Origin of the sequence: Occallatibacter sp. (assembly GCF_049582745.1) — a bacterium.
GTDB lineage: Bacteria > Acidobacteriota > Terriglobia > Terriglobales > Acidobacteriaceae > Telmatobacter.
The window spans coordinates 72713-96342 of record NZ_JBAUUO010000170.1 but is presented as its reverse complement, the minus strand read 5'-3'; the positions used below and the strand labels follow the sequence as shown (position 1 = coordinate 96342).

The 23630-nt window shown below is 59.4% G+C and carries 15 protein-coding genes; 8 read left to right on the top strand and 7 right to left on the bottom strand.

Annotated elements, in window-relative coordinates; genetic code table 11:
* The first annotated feature begins 25 nt into the window (after positions 1-25).
* Entirely contained in the window at positions 26-856 is an 831-nt protein-coding gene (locus WCA10_RS24095) for a hypothetical protein (RefSeq protein WP_472825092.1), read from the top strand.
* Between the two features lie 19 nt (positions 857-875).
* Here the strand turns inward: WCA10_RS24095 and WCA10_RS24090 are convergent, their stop codons facing one another.
* Positions 876-1673, bottom strand: coding sequence for a hypothetical protein (locus WCA10_RS24090; protein WP_472825091.1), 798 nt, complete (start codon positions 1671-1673; stop codon positions 876-878).
* 109 nt (positions 1674-1782) lie between these two features.
* Positions 1783-3420 carry an AsmA family protein gene (locus tag WCA10_RS24085; RefSeq protein ID WP_472825090.1) on the bottom strand — a complete coding sequence of 546 codons (1638 nt, stop codon included), beginning with the start codon at positions 3418-3420 and terminating at the stop codon, positions 1783-1785.
* A gap of 664 nt (positions 3421-4084) precedes the next feature.
* Here WCA10_RS24085 and WCA10_RS24080 point away from each other — a divergent pair.
* Positions 4085-5413, top strand: a complete 1329-nt coding sequence (locus tag WCA10_RS24080; RefSeq protein ID WP_472825089.1) for a protoporphyrinogen/coproporphyrinogen oxidase — start codon at positions 4085-4087, stop codon at positions 5411-5413.
* Entirely contained in the window at positions 5398-6180 is a 783-nt protein-coding gene (locus WCA10_RS24075; RefSeq protein WP_472825088.1) for a glycosyltransferase family 2 protein, read from the top strand. The genes WCA10_RS24080 and WCA10_RS24075 overlap by 16 nt, the downstream gene beginning before the upstream one ends.
* Positions 6181-6562: 382 nt before the next feature.
* Here WCA10_RS24075 and WCA10_RS24070 read toward each other — a convergent pair whose 3' ends face one another.
* The 3 genes from WCA10_RS24070 to cdd all read right to left on the bottom strand — a co-directional run bounded on the left by WCA10_RS24070 (position 6563) and on the right by cdd (position 10251).
* Positions 6563-7795: a NupC/NupG family nucleoside CNT transporter gene (locus WCA10_RS24070; protein WP_472825087.1), complete on the bottom strand. Its 1233-nt coding sequence runs from the start codon at positions 7793-7795 to the stop codon at positions 6563-6565.
* A gap of 166 nt (positions 7796-7961) precedes the next feature.
* Entirely contained in the window at positions 7962-9344 is a 1383-nt protein-coding gene (locus tag WCA10_RS24065) for a thymidine phosphorylase (RefSeq protein WP_472825086.1), read from the bottom strand.
* A gap of 469 nt (positions 9345-9813) precedes the next feature.
* Positions 9814-10251: a cytidine deaminase gene (gene cdd / locus WCA10_RS24060; RefSeq protein WP_472825085.1), complete on the bottom strand. Its 438-nt coding sequence runs from the start codon at positions 10249-10251 to the stop codon at positions 9814-9816.
* A gap of 41 nt (positions 10252-10292) precedes the next feature.
* On the opposite strand from cdd, the gene WCA10_RS24055 reads away from it, so the two are divergent.
* The gene (locus WCA10_RS24055; RefSeq protein ID WP_472825084.1) at positions 10293-11204 is read left to right on the top strand and encodes a TIGR03435 family protein; all 912 of its coding nucleotides are present in this window, start codon (positions 10293-10295) and stop codon (positions 11202-11204) included.
* 169 nt (positions 11205-11373) lie between these two features.
* Here the strand turns inward: WCA10_RS24055 and WCA10_RS24050 are convergent, their stop codons facing one another.
* Positions 11374-11652: a hypothetical protein gene (locus tag WCA10_RS24050; protein WP_472825083.1), complete on the bottom strand. Its 279-nt coding sequence runs from the start codon at positions 11650-11652 to the stop codon at positions 11374-11376.
* Positions 11653-11833: 181 nt separating this feature from the next.
* Between WCA10_RS24050 and WCA10_RS24045 the strand changes: the two genes are divergently transcribed.
* The 3 genes from WCA10_RS24045 (at position 11834) to WCA10_RS24035 (ending at position 15635) form a co-directional block, all read left to right on the top strand.
* Positions 11834-12994 carry an Abi-alpha family protein gene (locus WCA10_RS24045; RefSeq protein WP_472825082.1) on the top strand — a complete coding sequence of 387 codons (1161 nt, stop codon included), beginning with the start codon at positions 11834-11836 and terminating at the stop codon, positions 12992-12994.
* Between the two features lie 263 nt (positions 12995-13257).
* Entirely contained in the window at positions 13258-14322 is a 1065-nt protein-coding gene (locus WCA10_RS24040; protein WP_472825081.1) for an Abi-alpha family protein, read from the top strand.
* Between the two features lie 221 nt (positions 14323-14543).
* Positions 14544-15635 (top strand): Abi-alpha family protein, encoded by a 1092-nt coding sequence (locus tag WCA10_RS24035; RefSeq protein ID WP_472825080.1) that lies wholly within the window; start codon positions 14544-14546, stop codon positions 15633-15635.
* Positions 15636-15641: 6 nt separating this feature from the next.
* Here WCA10_RS24035 and WCA10_RS24030 read toward each other — a convergent pair whose 3' ends face one another.
* Entirely contained in the window at positions 15642-18494 is a 2853-nt protein-coding gene (locus WCA10_RS24030) for an AMP-binding protein (RefSeq protein ID WP_472825079.1), read from the bottom strand.
* Positions 18495-18627: 133 nt separating this feature from the next.
* On the opposite strand from WCA10_RS24030, the gene WCA10_RS24025 reads away from it, so the two are divergent.
* Positions 18628-23628 (top strand): Lhr family helicase, encoded by a 5001-nt coding sequence (locus WCA10_RS24025; protein ID WP_472825078.1) that lies wholly within the window; start codon positions 18628-18630, stop codon positions 23626-23628.
* The last annotated feature ends 2 nt before the right edge of the window (positions 23629-23630 follow it).

Below are 23630 nucleotides of genomic sequence, written 5' to 3'. Positions count from 1 at the left end.
AGGGTCGCTCGACCGGAGGTCCTCTGTGTTCAGGGCTCGGTTTTTCGTGTTTGTGTTCTTCTTGGCTCTTGCTCAAAGCAGCTTTGCACAGTCTCCCAAAGCGATTGTCGAGCAGGCCGTTCAGACGGAACTTGCGGCCAATCGCAATGACCATTCGCACTGGCTCTATTTCGAAATCGACAGGCAGCCGGGCAAAGCCGTAAAACAGTGGGTCGCACAAGCGCGATCGTCAAGTCTCGACCGCGTAGTTGAGCGCAATGGACAGACACTTCCTGAAAATGAGCAACGCCATGAGATGAACGCCTTCATCAATAATCCGGGCGCGCAGTCGAAGCAGCGCAAGAGCGGCCAGCATGATGACGAGCAGGCTGCCGAATTGCTGCAGATGCTCCCCAATGCGTTCATCTGGACTGCTGCGGGCGAGAAGGGAAATGAGATACTGCTTCACTTTAAACCCAATCCGCAGTTTCATCCGCCGGATCTCGAGGCACGCGTCTTCGCTGCCATGGAAGGCGATATGGCGATCGACCGCGAACAGCATCGCATTGCCAGCCTGAAAGGGCACCTGATCCACGACGTTAAAATCGCCTTTGGCCTGCTGGGAGACCTGGAAGCTGGTGGCACCTTTGGCGTGGAACGCCGGGAGCTTCGGCCGCATGTTTGGCAGATCACTGAGACTCACGTTCACATTCAGGGTCACGCGCTCATCTTCAAAACCATCTCGGAGGAAGAGGACGATGTAAAGACGCACTTCGAGCAGATTGCGGATTCAACGACGCTGCAACAGGCTCAGGCTGAGCTGCTGCATCAGAGTCACGATCCCACGAAAGACCAGGCGCTCCGTCAGGGGCGCTGAGGCGTCGATAGGCGAGATGTCAGCGTGAAGCGGTCAGCATCGAGGATGCTCCGCCTTCTGACCGTTTTGGAACGTGTCGGCCCTCGCAAGCCGAAGGGACGTTTGCCATCTGTTTGAGAAACACTTTGTATCCGGGCCAACCAGGGCGCAAGGGCGACCAGTAACTCGACATCGTGATCAGCGGCTTCTTGTGAACGATAAGTTGGTTCTCAAGGATATTCACGCCACAGAGCAGGTTGTTCTCCGGTTGCAGAATCGTTTTGTCCGGATCGTGTTCCGGCAGATGTTTGTCAGCGTTCCAGTCGAAGTCACACCCGTAGCGTTTGGAATCTTCATAAGTCAGTTGCAGCAGGCCTTCGCTGCGCACCATGCGATGACTTACTTGATCGGTCACCGCGACTTGAGGCTCGGCGTGCTGCACATCCAAGGTTGGCTTGAGACCGGCCTCCACGCCCGATAGGGCCTGGAAGAAATAAGCCCAGAAAGCGCGGCGATCCGGCACGCTCATCGACCGGAAGCGCGGGCAGAATTGCCGCACCGTTGCTCCCATTTTCGGCTTGAGCAACTCTTCAGGCAAAGCCTTCTCGATGGTTGCATCCCATTCGGGGAGCCAGGTTTCGTCATCGCCGAGTTTGGCCCTCTCTTCCGCGATGGGGGTCGAAGGAGCCGGTTTCAACTCGGGCCCTGGCGGTGGAGCGGCAATCAGTGCGGCTTTGGCATCGGACCGTTCCCGCACGATGCACAATGCCAGCATCCCTGCCGGAAGTCCGAGAGCGAGCAGGGTAATTGAAATCCGCAATGTTCTGGGCATCTTCACTTTGAAAAGCTCCAGCCAAGTGAGATGCACAGTCGGAAAGGGACGGTTTGTCCTGCGCCTCCCTCAATCCATAAGCTATTTATATTCAGTCGTATGCAGAGACAAGAATTTACTTGTTGTGCGCAATATCCTGGGTGACGCCGTAGTGTCCGGCTGTTCCGGTGACAGCGATTGGCACCACTGCACCCGCGTTCTTCTTCCGGAAGAACGGGGCGAGCGGTTTCAGCAAAAACGATTTGAAACCGGTCGCAGTGTGCGAAATGTCCTTATCCATTTTCAGATCGCCTGTAAGATGCGCGACCTCTCCGTGAAAACGGAAGGTGCCCGCGAGCGTTGCCTGCGCGCCGGTGACCGCGAAGGTGAGGTGCGATGTCGAGGCGACCCCGTTCTCGATCCTGGCTGAACCCCGGATCGACGAGAGAACATCTCGAGTTGCGTCGGTCGGCTTGTCGTCGGAGTCGACGCCGGTATTGGGCTTGCGATCTCCGCGTGCGCGCTCGCTAAAGGCGGACAGGTTCTTCTCTGCCTCTTTGTCAGTTAACTTTTCCTTCGGCACTTCAAAAGTGCCTGTGACACGCAGGCGTTCCATGAATCCATTGCCCGGAGGCCCAACGTAGGCATGGCTCTTGAGCCACACCGGTCCCGTGATGGGCACATCGCTATGCACGAAGGGTTCCATGATGTCCTGGGCGCGGCCATGGTCCACGCTGATATCGAAGTTTGTGAGCTTGGGAGCACCCTTGATGCTGCCTACCACGTGAATATTCGTTTCTCTGATCTTAACGTCGATGGCATGGACCTCCATGTCGCCGTTATCTCCGGAGAGATTGCTCTGCATGGTCGCGCTCAAAGGCGTAGGCTTGCCGTTGTCGACCGCAAAGTTCTTCGACTCTGCGGATGTCTCAACCTCCATCGACCGCAAAGTGCCTTGGAAGACACCGCGCGCATCGAGGATGCCGCTGATGTCGCCAACCTCGTGCAGGTTCACCTGCGTGAAGGCGAAGTTCCCGCTTATCGGGGTTGCCAGGAAGTCTGTGCCTCCGACCGGGCCCATGCTGCCGTGGGCCAGGATGTGGCCGGTGGGCAGCGCATTCTGCATATCCACCGCGTAGCTCAATGCCTCCCCCTTGTGCAGGTTCCTGATCTCGAGTTGCTTGATCGGAAAGGAGAGTGGCTTGCCATTCTTACGCTGGATTTCGAGCAGGCTTTTATGCACCACGAATCGCTCGATCATGGTGTCTGGACCTTCGAAGTCACGGCTGCTGCCGGGCGGAAAGTCTTCGTGGTTTTCTTTGCTGCCGATTGGCGGCACTACGACGTGGAGGCCGGTAATCTCTACCCGTTCGACACGCTGACGCAGCATGATGAGGTCGGACCAGGTCCCCTGGACAAGCATCGAGTCCACATGGCCCAGGGGCGGAAGGTCCGGCGCCGACTTGCGGCGCAAGGTGAGGCCGGTTGCGAGAAATCCGGGGTGAGGAAAATACGTGCGGTGATACCCAGTGAAAGTCACGTCGCTTGCCAGCACATCCTCAAGCATCGGTGCGATCTTGCGATGGCGGTAAGGCCAATTGGCGCTGATGATTACGACGGCCGCGGCGAGCAGAGCACCCGCCGCGACGATAACGATGTGAACCCAGAGAGGGGCTTCATGCCAGATGCTGCGGACTTCACGCCGGATACGGCCCTTCAAAGGCGGCGAAGTGTTCTTGCCGGATGGAGGTGGCGATAATGAGGGATGAGCCATAAATTCGCCATCGCAGCCGGAGATAACTGGTGCAAGTCTCGCCAAAGTTGAGCTATTCCGGATTCACGAAGACCCGCAAACGCAACCGTGGATGATTCCCAGCCCGCGGACCTTGCCGTTTGGAAGCCCGATGCTATCCCAACGTTGCCCGCGCCTTCAGCGCAATGCTTCCCCTGTGTGAGAAGCCTATCCTAATCATCTGAATTCAAGAAAGAGCCGCTCGCTCTTCTATAGTGCGGCTCTGTCGAAGCAAAACCGGTGTTTCTCTTGTAAGTCTCGCAAATGAAGACTCTTGGACCCGCGCTGAAGAGGTAGCCCATCTCTACTGCAGGCTGCTAGATTCCGGATAGCAGCAAGTCGAGAAGCTTACCCCGTCGGATTCACAACCTCTTTCCGGTCGCGCCAAAATTTGCGCGGCTCGCTCCCTCCGTTATGTCAATCCCATAAATACATGGTGTCTTCAATTATTGAAATGCGATAAGCTTGCGCCAAGCCTGCCTATGACCTCCTTGTCTTCCAACCCGAAGCGCATACTCGTCTCTTCTCCTTATGCTCTATGGGACTTTCACAGCGTCTACGAAGGCACGATCGTCAAAGCCTGCCGTCCATCTTGGCATTCGTTCTTCAAGTCAGTGGAGATTGGCAAGTTGAGGGCTCATAACAGATGAAGAGCCCGACCGTCATCGACGCCATTGTTGTCGGCGGAGGCATCGCCGGACTTACGGCAGCGCAAGCCCTTCGCGAACAGGGCCGCCACTTTTGTCTCCTGGAGCGGTGCCCCTCGCTAGGCGGGCTTACGCGCACTGTCGAGATTGGGGAGTTCTGTTTCGATTACACCGGTCATTTTCTGCACCTTTCCCGTTACGGTACCCCAGCAGACATTCCGTATGCAGGGCTGGAGAATAAAGACTGGAAGACCGTTGACCGACGCTCCTGCTGCTTCATCGGCGGCAAATTCGTTGCCGCTCCAATCCAGTACAACCTCGCAGAAGTTCCGGAACCTCTTCGTACTGAGTGCATCCACTCCTACGAGCAGCGCCCGTCGATGTTCGCGCAGAACGCAACGTTCCGCGACTACATTGTTGCCGGCTTTGGTGAGCGTCTCGCTGATTTGTTCCTGATTCCACAAAACGAGAAGACCATGGCCACGTCGCTCGATCGGCTCTCCAGCGCCGCCGTGCGCCGCTTCTTTCCTGCTCCCGACGAGGCCAAGATTCGCAATGGCATGGAATCCCCGACTGCCGTCGATTTAGGCTACAACGCCCGGTTCTGGTATCCCAGGCAGGGGGGGATTGACGCTCTTGTAGCCGGGCTTTCGCGCGGCATTCAGGAGTGCGTCGTCCATGCGGACGTCTGCAAAATCAATCTGAAATCGCGAACCATCATCGCCTCTGACGGCAAAACCTATCGCTGGAATGTTCTGTTTTCCAGTATGCCGCTGAAATATCTCTGCTCGATCGCTGAGGACGAAATCTTGCGTGAACTGGCCTCTGAGCTCACCCACAGTTCCACCATCAGTTTCAACATCGGCCTTCGCACACCCCTCAAGCCGGAATTCCACGGTATTCACTGGATCTATGTTCCGGATCGCGAAATGCCATTCTATCGCGTGGGATTTTACTCCAACATCAGCAAGGGCACCTGCGCCCCTGGTCATAGCGCCGCTTATGTTGAAGTCGGTATGACCCCGGAGGAAGCCGACAAAGTCGACGTCATTGGCAGGATTCAACCCGAGGTGTTAGCTCATCTTGAGATCCTTGGCTGGATTGATCGTAGAGATGTCATCTGCGTTGCCACGCACACCATTCGCTGTGCCTATGTTCACCACACGCCAGCGCGCGATCGAGTTGTCTCCGCGGCGCTCGCCCGGTTGAAGGAGCACGATGTCCATCCCATCGGCCGTTACGGACTTTGGGACTACACCAGTATGGAGGATTCCATTGATTCCGCCCGCCGTGCCGTCACAGAGGAGGCAGCGTGGAGTACTCGATAGTCATTCCGGTCCACAATGAGGCAGCGCACCTCGAGACTCAGGTGTCGCGCTTTGTTGAAAGCCTTCCCGTGGACCTTGCCGTCCTTGTGAAGGAAATCATCCTCGTCGAAAACGGATCAACCGACAGCACATCGGAAGTATGCGGTAAACTCGAGTCGCGCTATCCATTGCTGGTTCGCCCCGTTTGCATTGCCCGCGGCAGCTACGGCGAAGCAATCAAGCGAGGGATGCTCGAATGCAGGGGAACCCATCTTTCCATCCTTGAGTGCGATGTTCTTGACTGCGACTTCGTTGCGCGCTCCGTAGCTGTCTTCCGAACAACCGATACGGAAGTGATTGTAGGCTCCAAGCGGCTTCCCGAAGCAGTCGACAGGCGGCCATTCAAGCGCCGAGCCCTCACATACCTATACAACACTGTTTTCCTTCGTCTCTGTATGGGATATCCCGGAACCGATACGCACGGTCTTAAGAGTTTCCAGACGCCTGTCGCGCAGGGCCTTTGCGCGAAGGCCGTCACGACGGACGAAGTATTTCAGACAGAGATCATTCTTCTCGCATGGCGTTGCGGATTTCGCATTAAAGAGATTCCGCTTAGCATCGAGGAAACTCGGGCCAGTGCGATCTCCATTCGCCGCAGGCTTCCCAAAGTCATCAACACAATTCACGAGCTTCGCAATTCGCTGAATCGCTTCCCAGCGCAGCGCAATTCCGATATTGCAGCCGATCCGGCGTCGGCAGTTAAAACGAGCGCACCCGCCAATAAGTGATCGAATCCTCTCATCGAATGATATCTCGGTTATTCCCTGCACCACTATCGATCGCGAACCCTCGTTCTTGCCCTCGCGAGATGTTCTGTCCGACGAGTTGTTGTCGACTACAAGAACTTCTCAGGAGCGTCCATCAGGCATGACTGAGACCGCAACGCCCAGCCCCGCGACCGCCAGCCTGGCCATCTGTGTTTTCGTGAGAGCCGGCGCCTATGTGCGCTGAAGTGTGTACGGCGATTTAAGTTTGCTAACAGGATATTCGCGGCAACCGCGCCGTGCAGATCCCCATTCGCAGGACGGAGAGAGAAGCACACACTCCCTCGGATGGTCAGTTAGTGCTAATCGGAGATGAAGTTCAGACAGAGTCCTTACTTTTTGCTGGTCAGCCGAGGAAAATGCCGGCGATTGAGGCGGAAATCAGGTTGGCCATGGTTCCCGCGAGCATCGCACGAACTCCCAGTTTTGCCAGATCGTTGCGCCGCTCGGGAACCAGGGCGCCAATTCCGCCGATTTGCATGCCGATCGATCCGAGATTCGCAAAACCGCACAGCGCAAACGTCGCGATGGTGAACGAACGTGGCAGGATGGCAGCCTTATGGGCTCCGAGAGCGATGTAGGCGATGACTTCGTTGAGAGCCATGCGGGTGCCCAGCAGGTTGCCGATCAGGCTGCAGTCCTGCGCGGGCACGCCGATGAGCCAGGCCACCGGCCAGAAGACATAGCCGAGAATCTGGCCGAGACTACCCGGTACCCAGTGAAATCCGGCATGGATGTGGACCCAACTCAACAGCATGTCGAGCAACGCGACGAGGGCAAGAAAGCTGATGAGCATGATGGCGACATTCAGCGCCAGCTTACCGCCATCGATGGTGCCGCGCGCAATGGCGCCGATGAGATTCTCATCCTTGTGCTGTTCGTCTTTGGGGATGACGACTTTGCCTTCAGTGGCGGGGACTTCTGTCTCCGGAACCAGCATCTTCGCCATCAGGATGGTTCCGGGCGAAGTCATGATCACCGCCGACAAAAGATGTCGCGCCTCAATGCCCTGCGAAATGTACATGGCCATGATGCCGCCGGAGACGTGCGCCATGCCACTGGTCATGATCGTCATCAACTCGCTGCGCGTGGCCTTGGAAAGAAACGGTCGGATGGTCAGCGGGGCCTCGGTCTGCCCCATGAAGATGGATGCTGCAACGTTCATGCTCTCTGCGCCGGAGATGCGCATGGTCTTCAGCATCAACCAGGCCATGCCGCGAATGACGATCTGCATGACCCCGATGTGATAGAGCACTGCAAAGAATGCCGAGATGAAGATGATGGTGGGCAGCACCTGGAAGGCGAAAATCGATCCCAGCGAAGTGTCGGGCGTGCCGAGTTTTCCAAACAGGACCGATGTTCCCGCGCTTGTTGCGCTCAGCATCTGCGTCACTACGCCGCCGGCCCAGAACATCGCCCTTTGGCCGAAGTCGAAACGCAGCACCAGGAATGCGAAGATGATCTGAAGGCTCAGGCCCCACGCCACCGTGCGCCAGCGGATGTGCTTTCGATTCGTTGAGCCAAGCCATGCCGCCAGCAAAACGGCCAAGATCCCCAGCACCCCTGTATATCGTCCCAATTCCTTGCTCCTTCAAAGACAACTTCCGGCTGCAAGATTCAAGCTCGTGGCTTCGTCTATTGCTTTCGGCGGCGCTTGGCGGCGTTCACTGACTTGCACTTTTCGATACCAACAGGCTAACAGCAGTCGCGGCAGATTGAGGCCGGAAACATCTGAAGGCTCGAAGCTAGGAGTTGGAAGCCATCTCTCGTAGATATCTCTCCGCATTTTCGCGCGCAAAGATGTGGCTCACCAACGGCACCTCTTCCGGCGGCTCGTCGCTCAATGTGACCGCCCGCTTGATGCGCTCCAATGGCTCGGCCAGCATCGTCTCATTGGTGGCATAGAGAGTGGCGAAGGGCTGTCCTTTCTCTATCCGAGCCCCGCGCCGGGCGTGAAACTCGATGCCGGCGTGCGGATCGACGGGCTCGCCGGCTTTCTCGCGGCCAGCTCCGAGGCGTTGCACAGCCCATCCCAACTCCATCGTGTCGAGTTCGGCAATGTATCCGTCTTTCCACGCCTCCAGCACCAGCGTTGCGCCGGGCTTGTGTGAGTCCTTCAGGTCGTCGAAGACCGCGAGGTCGCCACCCTGCGCCTTGATCATTTCGAGGAACACCTTCAGCCCTGTTCCATCCGCAAGCGCACCGGTTGCTGCCCAATACCCCTGCTCCGCGGTCTCGGTTTTACCACCCAGATGAATCATCCAACCCGCCAGGCGCAGGGAGAGCTCGCGGAGGTCTTCATTTCCTGCCGGGGAGCCGCCGCGCAGCAATTCGACACATTCGGCAACCTCGATCCAGTTCCCGGCTGTGCGGCCAAGGGGCTGGCTCATATCGGTCATCAGAGCCACAGTATGCGTTCCGGCAGCTTCAGCCGTGGCCACCATGAGCGCTGCGAGGAACTCCGCATCGGCGCGCTTGCGCAGGAAGGCGCCCGAGCCCGTTTTCACATCCAGCACCAGGGCATTCAACCCGGCTGCCAGCTTCTTGCTCAAGATCGAAGCGCAGATCAGCCCGGGACTCTCGACGGTTCCAGTGCGATCCCTTAAGGCGTAAAGAACGCGATCGGCAGGAACCAGCGTCGGTGTCTGGCTGACGATAGCTGCGCCGCATTGCTGCAACACTGCTTCGAATTCGCCAAGCGTCAGCGCCGACCGGAATCCTGGAATCGAATCCAGCTTGTCAAGCGTCCCGCCGGTATGGCCGAGCGCGCGTCCGCTGATCATGGGCACCGCAACGCCGCATGCGGCTGCAAGGGGAGCGACGAGGAAGCTGGTCTTGTCGCCCACTCCGCCGGTCGAGTGCTTATCTACTGCTCGCTTGCCGAGTCGCGACGGATCGAATTTATCGCCGGAGTCGCGCATCGCCACGGCCAGCGCACGTGTTTCTTCGATCGTGAGGCCATTCAGCCATGCGGCCATCAGCCAGGCCGATAACTGCTCCAGGGGAATCGTCTCCTTGGCGGTGCCTGCCACGATGAATCCAATCTCGCGCGCATCCAGAACACCTCCATCGCGCTTCTTGCGAATCAGATCAATCATGTGCGGAGCGGCAGCGGATTTTTCAGACATGGGCGCTCAACCTCAATTCTCGGGACAGAAGAGATTATCGCAGGAGGCGGTGTTCGCCTCTGTGATCAGAGGCAGGAGCCGTTTTAAAACAGGTCTATCTGTTTCAGCTTGTCTCGCGCGGTTGCAGCGCCTTCATTTTCATTCGCGCCTGCAAACTTGAATTCAAACTTCGACATCGCAGTTTCGGCAGACCCATCCCGGCGTTTCGTGCCCGATCCTCCCCGTCTGCCGCGGATACGCTTCCACCCGTTCCCGCGTCATTTCAGGCTTCAGGATGGAACGATGGACGTCACTTTCGCGCGATAGCCTGCCTGGCGCTGCTGCTCCTTCTGCCTTGGGCGCACGAACACGTGAATGTTGGCCAGCGCCAGCACAATCCCCTATCCAACTGCGAGGCAAGGCTTCATTGTCGTGCTCTTTCAAGGTAGAAGAAAACCAATTCGAGGCATTAGACCGTACCGCACGCCTTCTATGCCCTGTTCCCGGTCTTTTTCAGTTTCATGTCGAAGCCGAGGGGAAGAATCTCTTCGAATGGCATCGTTCGTGTTCCATCGGCCGCAGGGAAGACAATGGGCGCGTCTGGAGCGGCAAACTCGGCGAGCATCTGGCGGCATGCGCCGCATGGAGGGCTGGCGGCATTGTTCAGATTTGCCACGGCCACTGCGTCAATGCGAATGCCGGGGCCATATTGGCTCACCGCACGCACCAGTGCCGAGCGCTCGGCGCAAATCGTGAGCCCAAAGCTGACGTTTTCAACATTGGTGCCGGTGACCACGGCGCCGTCGTGCAAGCGAAGCGCTGCGCCCACTTTGAATCCCGAATACGGCGAATAGGAGTTCTCCGCCGCCTTTGTGGCCTCTTCCACAAGATTGTCGAGCGCGTCCTGGGCTAAGCTCGTCTTCATCATGGCATCCTCGTCTGGACAAGTTTGAACCTTGAGGCTAATGCATGACTGTTCCCCATGTACATCCAAAGCACTGCGCCCCAGCCGGCGCCATAGTACCTTCAGTGGCGCGGATCGTTATAATTCTGGTCGCGGCGTTGATCGGTGTGTTGCCTGGGAATTCGCAGAGCGCCAAGCCGTCAGCGTCAAATGCGACGCTCGCAGCGCAACAGCAGCCTGTTGGCAAGTCCCTCGCACCAGCGGCGCTTTCGGCATTTGACGTCGCTTCCATTCATCCCCATCAGCCTTTGCCTCACGAGCGCTCGCACATCCTGAATTCAAACGGCCGATTCGCCACGCTCAATGTGAGCCTAAAGGCGATCATCCAATGGGCCTTCGATATTCCCGAGGGCCGCATCATCGGCGGTCCTTCGTGGCTCGGCTCCAGCCGGTGGGACATTGAAGCGAAGGCCGAGAACGCAATCGATATGCAGAAGGCGTACAGCCCAGCCGAGGCCAAGCTCGAAAAGCGTCGAATGGTGCAATCTCTCCTTGTCGAGCGGTTCATGCTCGCGACGCACACCGAGACGCGCGAGCTGCCCATCTATGCGCTCGTCGTTGCCAAGGGAGGGCCGAAGTTCCTGTCTTCGCAAGCCAGCGGGACAATGGTCGACCACGGCAACGGCAATATCCGAATTCAGGGCGGCGACGACACGGTCGCCTTGCTCGCCGAGGAGCTTGCCGAAGCACTGGGCCGCGTTGTGGTCGACAAAACCGGCATGGAGGGCCGGTACAAGCTTGTACTCACATGGACGCCGGACGACCGGGTGACCACCTCTTCCAGCAGTTCCGCTTTTGACTCTGGCCCGTCGATCTTCACCGCGCTTCAGGAGCAGCTGGGCCTCAAGCTGGAGCCGCAGAAAGGCCCCGTGGAGGTTCTCGTCATCGACCGCGCGGAAGTGCCCTCCGCGAACTGACTGTCCGATCCCCCCTTCTCTCCCTTCCAGTCTTCCTGTTTCCTTGTTTCTCGTTCTCCTGTGCCCCTCCCGGGCCGCGGCGCTCTGCTTAGATCTCCCAATCCCCAAGGTCAGTCCGGAGATCGGGCACAGGACCGCTTCGCCGTCAGCCCTTCACCGGGGGCCGGATTCACATGCCTTGCGTCACACGATGAATGACGATCAGTGCGGCGATGCAGCACCCCAGCAGAAATGAAGACGCTACAAAAGCCGTGCGGAGCGGGCTCCCCGGATAAAACCGGCGATGGCTGCGAAAGATGACCGCGATGTCTCTCTCGAGCCGCGCCAGCTTCCAACCCTCCAGGCTGCGGCGAATCTCCAGGATCATTGCCACCTCAAGCAGGCAGCAGCACCCTGCGGCGGCCAGGCTGCCCGCAGCAAAAACCTCCGTCAGCAGCAACAACGACACAGAAACCTCGCAGCATTCGCCGTAGGGTCCAACACTCAGGTTCTACGGTCAGGATGATTCCTATTATGCAACGTACCCCGATTCGTCTACTCCCAGAAACCGGCAAAAGGTGCCTAAAGTAATGGCTGCCAATCCCACAAAAGTGGGATAAAGGAGAGTAAGATTGTGAGTTGTAGAACGCTTGGGCACCTTCGGGAACGTGGGCTCGGAACTGGTGAACATCTTCTCTCCCGATGGATCGCTCGCATCGAATAGTGTCTCCGAGGGCCGCATGAATCCAACGACTTCCCATTCTGAAGGTTCCTTCGCTGCAGAACGCCGCCGGGCGGAACGGCGATTTTCGCCGTCACTTGCCGCCTATCATTGGAAGGGCGCCATCCCGCGGCAAAACAGTGTCCGCGACATCAGCGCGACCGGTGCATTCCTGGTGACACAGGAACGTTGGGAGCCGGGCGAAGTGATCGCTCTGACCCTTCAGCGCAGCGGTCCGCTGGAAAAAGACAACAGTTTTCTCGTGCAAGCTAAAGCGGTTCGCTGGGACGACCATGGCGTGGCGATCTCGTTCGTTCTCCCCCCCGGCGCCGACCTTCGTCTTTGGCAGAGTCCTCTCAAGAGCGCGGCTGAGCAGAATGAGCCGGAAGACATCCTGCGCGAATTCCGCGTCGCACGGGCCATCTCTTTTCTTTCCCGTATATCGCCTGAGACCGGCGACTCGGTTCGCATCCTGCTTCATGAAGAACTCAGCAATTACCGTCTTGAAAATGCTGTCGAAATTGCCCTCAAGGCGGAAAAGATGCTCGGAGCATCGGTAGAAGGCGATCATCTGCACGCGCTTCCTCACGTGGTGATGCGCATCGTTGAAGGCGGGTCATGGTCTTCCGACGACAGGTGGATGCTTCAGTTCTGGGCGGGGCTTCTGGCCGCGTCCTGCACCGCCTCTGGCGGCGACGAGTCGAGCCTCTTGTTTGTGGACCTGCTCGGCCAACTCAAGGCTCTCCATCTGCGCATCCTTGCTGCGTCATGCACCAAGGCCACCAAGCTTGTTACCGGACCGGGCATGATTTCTACGCGTCCCCTGAACTGGAAAGCCGCCGATCTCATGAAGTATTCGGGCTCTCACGACCTGATCAAGCTGGATCGCGAGCTGAATTACATGGCGGATATGGGAGTCATCGCGGCCCGGGAAAGGTCGGCATTTTTTCAGCAAATGACGGACACAACCGTTGCGCCCACCGGTCTTGGCCTGGAACTCTACGCCCGCTGCAATGGTCATCGCGGTACCGCGCAGGGCTTCTACGGCGTTGGAATCACTCCTGCCGGCGCCCTCGCTCTCGAGCTGTAACTTCCGCCCATCCTGATTGCGTCTGAAACGCGCGCGGGATGGGTGCGTTTCTTTTGAAAGCCCGCACGGGCATTTTCTTCTCCTCGCAGATCCCACGTTGAAACATTTCACATTGAACCGTGACCTGCGACACAATCGCCTGCTCAACACCCACCATAAACTCCATCCCAATAAGGCGTGCAACATGGTCAAGGTGCTCGGCTCCATATCCGGTGCGTTCCGGCGAACTGCCAATCTCAGACCATCTGTGCCAGAGGAGTTGGGTGGGTTCATCCAGAAGCTGGTTTCGTCTGCCATTCGTCTATCGTTCGCGCGCAGAGCGCCGCGAATCGCCCGCACTCGCAGCCTTCCAGTGGAGTGGCCCCGCCCCCTCGCAAAGCCCAATAGCCAATATCAGTCGCAGCGGCGCCTATCTCCTCACTGAAGGGCAATGGAACGTTGGCGAAATCCGTTCGTTGACTCTGCAGCGGTCGGGGGCGCTCGAGAGCGCCGGTTCGCGACGTGTTACCGTTCAGGTCAAAGTCATTCGCCGTGATTCCCAGGGCGTGGGCATTCAATTTCTCATGCCATGCGGCTCAGATCTGCATCTCTGGCAGAGCGTAATTAGGGCAGAAGTGCCCCAGACCGAGCCTGAAAATGTCGTGCGGGAATTCCGTCTGGCAAACGCTCTTGCCTTCATTCGTCGCATCGCCCCGGAAGGAACCGATCGAGTCAAGCTCCTGTTGCGAAAAGAACTCAGCAACTTCCGCATTGCGAGCGCCGTCGAGATCGCATTGCGCTGCGAGGAATTGCTGGCCCTCGAGGGCGATGGCATGCGGCTGCATGCGGACCCCGCGGTTGTCTTCCGCATCCTTGAAGACGGGTCCTGGGCTGAGACCGAGTGGATCCAGCACTACTGGGCCGGTGTCCTGGCAGCCTCGTGCACGCCGGATGTGCCGATCGAGGGCAACCTGAAGTTTGTATCGCTGCTCAGCCAGATTACGACCATTCAAACCCGCATCTTTTCCGGCTCATGTGTCCGTGCCACCAAGTCCTTTCATCGCGATGGCCGCGTATCGGCTCGCCAGCTTACGTGCTCCGCCCTGGAACTCATCCAAATCGCGGACACGCACGATCGCGTCCACATCGAACGCGATATTCAGCGTCTCGTTGAACTTGGTCTGATCGAAAAGACAGTGAAATGGAGATTTTTCTCCCTTCTGGACCATGCTGTGATTACGCCGACGGAACTGGCTCTTGAACTTTATGCGCGATGCCACGGTCATCGCCGCACCGCTGAAGAGTTCTACGCTCCATGCTCTGGCGCGGAGACGGTTGCGGTTGGCTGAGGCCCCGAACCGAGGATGGTTTCAGAACCTCCAGGGTGCTCTAACCATATGGGTTCACAGGTCGCTCGAGTGCCTACTGCCTAAGTAATTACCTCCCCATTACGAAGCGGCAATTGCGGGAGTAGGATGCACTCAGTAACAATTTTCCATTGGGTCGAGTTCGCGGGCCCGCAGGCCCCGCAAGCTTTATCCGACAGCCGCCGCGATGCGAGGAGGATGGAGTGAGGTCTCTGAGGAGCTGGTTCGAAAAGGCGTTCCCGCATGAGGAGTCCCAGCAGCCCCGTGCCGAACGGCGCCCGGTGCCCGGCCTCGAAGCCATTCACTGGACCGGATCCTCGCCCGGCCTCGACATTGTTAGAAACATCAGCGCGACGGGTATGTATCTGGTCACGCGGGAACGCTGGCCCGAGGGAGAAGTGAATCCCGTTCGTCTCGTCTATCCGGAACTGGCCGACGATAGCCCGGATCACCAGGTCACCTTGCAGACAAAAGCGGTGCGCTGGGGCGAAGACGGCATGGGCCTCACCTTCATACTTCCGGAATGCATGGACTTGTGGCTTTGGAAGACCGACGACCTCATCAAACCGGAAGATATTCTCAGTGAATTCCGACTTGCCCGGTCGCTTGCCTTTCTGCGACGTATATGTCCTTCGGCAACGCAGGAACTCAAGCTCCTGTTTCGTGAAGGGCTCAGCAATATTCGCGTCGCAAACGCCATCGGAATCACCCACCGCGCCGAGGCAATGCTCGCCGCTGAGCGCGATTTCGACAGGCTCCGTGCCCCGCAAAATGTTGTCATGCGTGTCGTCCAGGAAGGCTCGTGGGCTGAAGATGGCATCACCCAACAACTTTGGGCAGGCATCCTTGCCACCGCCTGCACTCTGATGGGCGACGACGAATCGAACCTCCCCTATATCGACCTGCTCGCCGAGCTCGCGACCATCGATGGACGTCTCTTCACCACGGCCTGCACAAAATCTCAGAAGATCTTTGCAAATTCCGGAGCGGTTTCAGCCCACCCGGTTATCTGCACGACACAGGACCTGATGCAAATCGCCGGAGCGCACGATCTGATGAAGATCGATCGCAACATCTTCCAGCTTGCCAACCTCGGTCTGCTCGAGCCCAGGGTAAAGTCGAAATACTTCAACTTTGAACAGGACGCGAATCTTACGCCTACGGCGCTCGGGTTGGAATTGTTTGCCCGTTGCCAGGGTCACCGCGGTGCGCCGCACGACTACTACGCTGCCCAGGGTGCAACGCCGGCTTCCGCAGAGAGTCCGCAGCCACCTTCTCCAGCCGCGGACCACTGAGACTGTTCACCGGATACTGTTTACGGCTGGCGGCTTCATTTCCATCAGATCGGCCACCTTCGCATGAAGAGCCGCAGTAATGGCGCCTTCGCTGTCGGTTGGATCGAAACGCATCAGCTCTCCCACACGGATGTGAATCTTTCCTGACCGAAACCATCCGCGATCGCTCGCCTTCAATTCGCCTAATCCCAGAATCGCTATGGGCAGCACCGGAGCATGGGTTTGTTTCACCAGCAGGCCAATTCCCGGCCTGAACGGTGCAAGTTGTCCCGCATCGGACCGCGTTCCTTCGGGAAACACCAGCACGTTGTATCCGCGGTCCATTGCCTCGCCCGCATGGGCAAAACTGCGCTGGAAACCTTGCCGTCTTGGCAGCGGGAAGACGTTGTAAAGCGCGGTCACCAACCAGTATGCCGCAGGGCCAAACAGCATAAAACGCTGCGAGTCAGGATCGCGGAAGTGCCGGAAGTCCTCCAGCATTTCGCCCGACATCGCTGCCGCAACCCAACGTCGCATTCGTCCTGGAAGCGCATACTCGACCAGTGCGCCATCATAGGCTGTGACGTGGTTGCAGATGATCAGCACGGGCTCGCTGGTTCGCATGACGGGCGGCAACGACACACGCGGCGATCCGAGGAACCAGACAAGCGGTTGTGCAACCAAATCAAGGAAGGCGGCTCGCAGCCAATGCATGGGCCGCCACCACGGCCACCGCGGATACTTGAAATCCGGACTGGCAGCCGATATCCCCTGGGGTTGCGAGCCGGTCGCGAGAGTCATACTCGCACCCGCCTCGTCACCGCGAACGACATTCGCATGCTGTGATGGGGAGGTGGTGGTTTCAGTGTTTCGATCCGCAGTATCGAATTCTCCTTCGCGTTTCAACCGCCCTTCGGACGGAATTCGCCTAGCGATTTCCGAGCTGCGGACTCCGCCGGCGATCCGTCTCAAATCTCCCAGGGTCTTCGCTGCATCGACAACGCCCTCCCTGGGAGCATCGGTCAGCCGCTCTTCCAGTGCTGCTGCAAGTTGCACACGTCCCAGGCTGTCCAGATGAAAGTCTTCGCTCAGCCGCAAGTCGTCTTCCCCCGGGGGATGCTCGCCTGAAATCTCCGCCACCAGCGCATACAGCCAGTCTCCGCTTCGCTCGTTCCGCAGCGCGGTGGCTCTGGTTGCGGGGTCCGCGGCAGTGTCAGCCGCGCGCCTTGCGACCCACTCGGCAATGGGTTTTCTCCGCACTTTGCCCGTCGACGTTCGGGGCAGATCCGGCTCCGGCCACAGCATCCAGCGCTGGATGCGCTGAAACTCCGCCAGGCGCGTATTGGCCCGCTCCACTGCTTCAGCCGCCTGCTTTTCACCTCCGCGCACGACGAGTACCGCGCATGGCTCCGGCCCCGACGCGGTTTCAACGGCAACAACCGCACTTGCTGCGATTTCGTGCTGCTCTTCAAGTGCGGCTTCGAGATCCTCGGGATGCACATTCACTCCCGCAGCGGTGACGATGGTCTCGCTCTTGCGGCCCATAAAACGCAACTCGCCGGTTACCTGTTCTTCGGCCAGGTCTCCCGTTGCCAGCCACTCATCGTTGCGCTGGCGAAGCTCGCCGCCGCTCCAGGTTGCGGTCGAAATCATCGCTCCCTTCACCAGTACTTCGCCGTCCGGACCGATCTTCACATCCCGCCCCGGCAGAGGTTTGCCGATCGTTCCGCTGGCGACATGAAAAGGATGATTCAGCGTGATCAACGCTGTGGTTTCTGTCATGCCATATCCCTGCACCACGACAAACCCGAGCGCGTTCCAGAATTGCTCCAACGCCCCCACGAGAGCTCCTCCACCCGAAATCAGAGCCCAGAACTTGAGACCCAGCATGCGATGAACGTCGCGGAAAATCCACCACCGCTTCCACGCGGCGATGCCCTTTGAACCCGCAACGCGCTCGGCCAGCCCCGGCGTTGTGTTCTCCAGGTGAGCCTTCAGCAGTTCCATGACGCGGGGCACCGCGGCCAATACTGAAATACGCTCCCGTTTGATCGTTTCCACCAGCCTCGGCGCAACGAGGCGCGTTTCAAAGTGAACTTCCGCCATGAAGATGGGCGGAATCCAAATCCCCATCGTCTGTCCGAATACGTGACTTAACGGCAGCGTGTGCAGAAACCGCAACGGATGGACATACTTTTCGTACCTCAGGTATCGCTGCGCGGCCTGCTCAATCGGTCCCACGCTCGCGAGCACGTTGCCGTGCGTGTGCACAATGCCCTTGGGATCGCCGGTTGTCCCCGAGGTAAACAGGATTTGCAGCGGCGTCTCATGCGACAGCCCCGGCACGGCCCCTGCCTCGCGCGCGGGAAGGGAAGCCGGCCACACTTCAAACGCGATCGAAGGCGTGCCGGATGGCTGCAGTTTTTGAAGCAAACCCGCGTCTCCAACCGCCAGCACCGGTTTCACGTCGGTTGCAATTCGGTTCGCGAAATCCGCGCTCCCGAAAGCGTCGAGCGGAACCGCCATCACCCCGCGCAGCAGGCACCCGTAGAACGCAGCAACCCATTCCGCGCTGTTTTCGCCCCAAAGCAACACGCGATCGCCCATGCCCATGCCGCGGTCTTCAAGCAGCGCCGCGAACCTGCCGGCCAGGCGTGCGAGTTCACCGTAGGTCGTCACCCTGCGCCGCACACCCTGGAAGCGCACGATGGCAATCTCGCGCTCATGTCTCTTGAAATCATCCACCAGCGTGGCCAGGTGCTCGCGCACGTACCTTACTCCTGAATCGAATCCTAGCAGCGCCGCATGACCAGCCTGTGTTTCAGTGTGGTACTTCCCAGACTGCCACAGCTCTGCTTCGGTCGCTCGATGGAGTGACATGGCAAACTGAAACCGATGACCGCGTCGGCGCGATCGAAGTTATCGGCGAATTCTCATTCGAGTTGATCTTTTCGCATAATCGCCTCTTCGCCTTTTCTTTCCCCATTGCGCGCGTTATGCTCTAAGAGCGTCCATGGAAAAGATGCCTCCCCTTTTGCCAAACTCGACTCCTGAAACGGATAGCTTCGCCTGTTTTCACCCGATCACGGCGGAGTGGTTCAGGGCAGTCTTCGATGCACCGACCGCGCCGCAGCGGCTGGGCTGGCCTGTCATCGCGCGAGGCGAAAGCGCACTGATCCTCGCGCCCACCGGCACAGGCAAGACCCTTACGGCCTTCCTCTGGTGTCTTGACCGCCTGATGTTGCACGATGTGGATAACGAGAAGAAGAAGGGCTGCAGGATTGTCTACATTTCACCGCTGAAAGCTCTGGCAGTCGATGTCGAGCGCAACCTCCGCTCCCCTCTGGTGGGGATCGCCAACCTCGCCCGACGCAAAGGCGTGCCGTTCCACGATCCTGTTATCAGCATTCGTACCGGAGACACTCCGCAGCAGGAACGTGCCCGCTTCCGCCGCGACCCGGCCGATATTCTTATCACCACTCCTGAGTCGCTCTACCTGCTGCTGACCTCGCAGTCTGCCGAAGCACTGCGCACCGTCGATACGGTCATCGTCGACGAGATTCACGCGCTCGTGCCTACCAAGCGAGGAGCTCATCTTGCGCTGACACTTGAGCGACTCGAATCCTTGACTGGGCGTCGGTTGCAGCGTATCGGCCTCTCCGCGACGCAACGGCCGCTGGAAGAGGTCGCGCGGTTTCTCGGCGGAGTTGAGGTTGCGTCGACAACGCCGCTCCTGGTCAGATCGCAGCCTCGGGAATTGGAAAGCCGGACTTCAGATCTCAATCGACAAACTGTTCTCATAGAAGAACAAAGCGATTCAGGAATTCGTGACAGAGCGTCAGGTGTCTCTGGTGCGTTTGAGCCTCTCGCGGATTCCAAATCTGGCGGTCTGATCGACCCGTCAGAACTGGACGCGGACGATTCTTCCCTGAGGACCGCCGAGAGCGAGAGCTCACTGCGTTTTCGTCCGGTCACTGTTATTAATGCCTCTGCACGCAAGCAGTTGAAGCTGCGGATTGAAGTTCCCGTTGAGGATATGGCGCGGCTCCAGACGATGGAGGAAATCCCTTCCGGCCCGGCTTCGCAAACGCCGCGCAGGGTTTCTATCTGGAACGCGATTCATCCGCGGCTGCTTGAACTCATCCGGGAGCGTCATTCCACCATTCTCTTCGTCAACAGCCGGCAGGTTGCCGAGCGGCTGGCTGGCGCGCTGAATGATCTTGCCGGCGAGGCCATCGCGCGGGCGCACCACGGCTCGCTCGCTGCCTACCAGCGCTCGGTGATTGAGGAGCAGCTCAAGGCCGGACAGATCAAGGCCCTCTGCGCCACCTCGACGCTTGAACTCGGCATCGATATGGGCGCTGTCGATCTCGTCATCCAGATCGAGGCGCCGCCATCGGTCGCCAGCGGCATGCAGCGCATCGGTCGCGCCGGCCACTCTGTCGACGCCGTCAGTGAGGGCGTGCTCTTTCCGAAATACCGCGCGGATCTCGTCGCCTGCGCCGCTGTCACGCGCGCCATGCACGAGGGGCACATTGAGTCCACCCGATTTCCGCGCAATCCCCTCGACGTGCTTTGCCAGCAGCTTGTAGCTATCGTTGCCCACCCACCGGGCTACAAGGCATCTATACGACCTAAGCAGCTCAAGCGCCGTATTGGCGCTTCGCGCTCAACCCACAAACTGGGTGCGCCAGGTCTGGATTTTCAGACCTGGGAAAATTCGACTCCTTCGGCAGAAGAGCCGAAGCCCGAAGTTCACGTCAATGCGCTGTACGACCTGGTCCGCCGCGCCGCGCCATTTGGTGCTCTCACTCGCGCAGCTTTCGATGGCGTTCTCGACCTGCTCAGCGGCCGTTATCCCTCTGACGAGTTCGCAGAACTCCGTCCGCGTCTTACGTGGGATCGCATCCGGAATGTCGTTACGGCCCGCGATGGCGCAGCCCGTCTCGCCATTCTCAACGCCGGCACTATTCCCGACCGCGGTCTCTATGGCGTCTTTCTTGCGCACACTGAAGGGAAGTCGATTCGCGTGGGCGAACTCGACGAGGAGATGGTCTTCGAATCGCATCCCAACGAGACGTTCATCCTGGGCGCTTCCACCTGGCGCATCGAAGACATCACGCACGACCGTGTGCTGGTAGTTCCCGCTCCGGGCGAACCGGGCAAGATGCCGTTCTGGAAGGGCGACGGTCCCGGCCGGCCGCTGGAGTTTGGCCGCCGCATCGGTGCGCTGGTCCGCGAATTGCGCGCGCTGCCCAAGCCGGCAGCCCTCACGCGCCTCGTCGTCGATCACGATCTCGATCCAGGAGCTGCCGAAAATCTCCTGCAATTCCTCGAGGATCAGCAGGCCGCAACGGGGCAGGTTCCCGACGACAAGACCATCGTGATTGAGCGGACACGCGATGAGTTGGGCGATTGGCGCGTGTGCGTGCTGACGCCTTTCGGGAGCCGCATTCACATACCCTGGGCCATGGCCATCAGTGCGCGTATCCGTGCCACGGGCGGACCCGAAGTGGAGACGCTCTGGGGGGATGATGGATTCGTTTTGCGTTTTCCGGATACCGACGAGCCACCCGATCCTGACTGGATCCTCATTGAATCGGCCGAAGCGATGCAGATGGTTCTCCGCCAGCTTGGCTCGACCGCATTGTTTGCCGGCCGGTTTCGTGAAGCCGCGGGTCGCGCGCTGCTGCTGCCGCGCCGCCGTGCCGATCAGCGCTCACCGCTCTGGCAACTGCGCAAGCGCTCCTATGACCTGCTGAGCGTTGCTTCGCGCTATCCATCGTTTCCGCTGCTGCTTGAGGCTTATCGCGAGTGCCTGCGCGATGTTTTCGATATGCCGGCGCTCATCGAGACTCTGCGCGCCATCGAGCAGCGGCAGCTTCGCGTGCATGTGGTCGAGACGCACAAGCCTTCGCCCTTCGCGTCATCGTTGCTGTTCAGCTATGTGGCCAACTTTGTGTATGACGGTGATGCGCCTCTGGCCGAGCGCCGAGCGCAGGCCCTCACCATCGATCAGGATCAGCTTCGCGAACTGCTCGGCGAGGCGGATCTGCGCGAATTGCTCGATGCCGACGCCATCGCCGAAGTCGAAGAAGCTGCCCAGTGCCTCGCCGAATCGTATTGCGCACGATCCGCGGATGGGATTCACGACTTGCTGCTGCGGCTTGGCGATCTTTCACGCGCCGAGCTTGCAAGGCGTGTAGCAGACTCTGCGTTGCTCGAGTCCCTTGACCGCCTGTTGCGCGCGCGGCGCCTGCTCGAACTGCGGATTGCCCCAAGCGGTGAAAACACCCGCCGCCTCATCGCCGTGGAAGATGCCGCTCGCTACCGTGACGCACTCGGCATCCCGCTTCCTCCTGGCCTGCCTGCCTCGCTGATCGATCCGGTGGCGCATCCGGTTCTTGAACTGGTGCGCCGTTATGCTCGAACGCATGGTCCTTTCACGCTGCGGGAAGCCACTGAACGCTTTGCACTCGACCCCGCGGTTGTTGAGACTGCCCTGCATCAGCTCACGGTGGAGGGCCGAGTTCTTGAGGGAGGTTTCCGTCCCGGGGGCCTGCATCGTGAGTGGTGCGATGCGGAGATTCTGCGCCAGATTCGCCGCAAATCGCTGGCCCGGCTTCGCCGGGAAGTTGAACCGGTCGAGCAGCACACGCTGGCGCGATTCCTTACGCATTGGCAGGGACTGCTTTCGCCACGCCGCATCTCGCACGCGCATCTCGATGTTCTGCTCGACTCCATCGAAAGCCTGCAGGGAGCTCCCATTCCCGCGTCGCTGCTGGAAACCTCCATCCTTCCCGCACGCGTCGCCGGATACGAACCGACAGGGCTCGATACGCTGATTGCCGCGGGTGAAGTTGCGTGGGCCGGGATCGACCCCATCGGCGAGCGGGACGGACGCATAGCCCTTTTTCTTGCGGACAAGTTGCCGCTGCTTGCTCAGCAGCGGCCACTCGCCGATCCTCTCACCGAGCGTGAAGAGAAAGTTCTGGCGGTTCTCGAATCCGCCGGAGCCAGCTTCTTCGATCCGCTGCACCAGGCGGTGGGCGGCGGATATCCGGGAGAGACGATCGACGCATTATGGAGCCTGGTGTGGCGCGGCCTGGTCACGAACGATTCACTCCACGCTCTTCGCGCTTACATCGTGCGGCCGGATTCTTCGCGCCCGCAACGACGCGTACACACGGGAGTGGTCTTTCGCTCTCGCCGCACCACACCGCCGAACGCGCAAGGCCGCTGGTCGTTGTTGCCGCTGCGCGCACAGAAGGGAACCGAAATCGTTCCCACCCAGACCGAAGCCAGCCACGCCCTTGCCCTGCAATTGCTCAATCGCTACGGCGTTCTTACGCGTGAAGCGGTGGGCGCCGAAAATGTTCCGGGCGGATTCAGCGCCGTCTACGATGTGCTGAAGGCGCTGGAGGAGGGTGGCCGCATTCGCCGCGGCTACTTTGTTGCCGGCCTCGGCGCCACTCAATTTGCATTGCCGGCCGCTGTCGACCTTTTGCGCCAACTGCGCACCGAGCCTCCGGCCGAGAAGCCGGAGTTCATCCAGCTTGCCGCAACAGACACAGCCAATCCGTATGGCTCTGTGCTGCGCTGGCCCGATCTGCCGGCAATGGATGACGATGCCGAAAGTGCGCCGCGAGTCTTAACCCGCGCGGTTTACGCTGAGGTGATCTTGCGCAATGGCCAACTCGTTGCATGGCTGCGCCGTCACAATCCCAACCTGCTCGTCTTTCTCCCCGCCGATGAACCGGAGCGGTCGAAGGTGTCCGCGGGGCTTGCGCACTTCCTGTCTGCACGCGGGCAGGAGCGCATGCGCTTGAGCAGCCACCAGGGCGTGCTGATCACTACGATTAACGGCCAGCCTGTCGCAGCCCATCCCATGGCGCGCTTTCTGATGGATGCCGGCTTCCACCCCGGACCTCTCGGCCTGCACCTGCGCCGCATTCCGATTCCCATCCATCACGACCCGCACGCCGCCGACCCGGCACCCGAGGAACTGCAATAGAC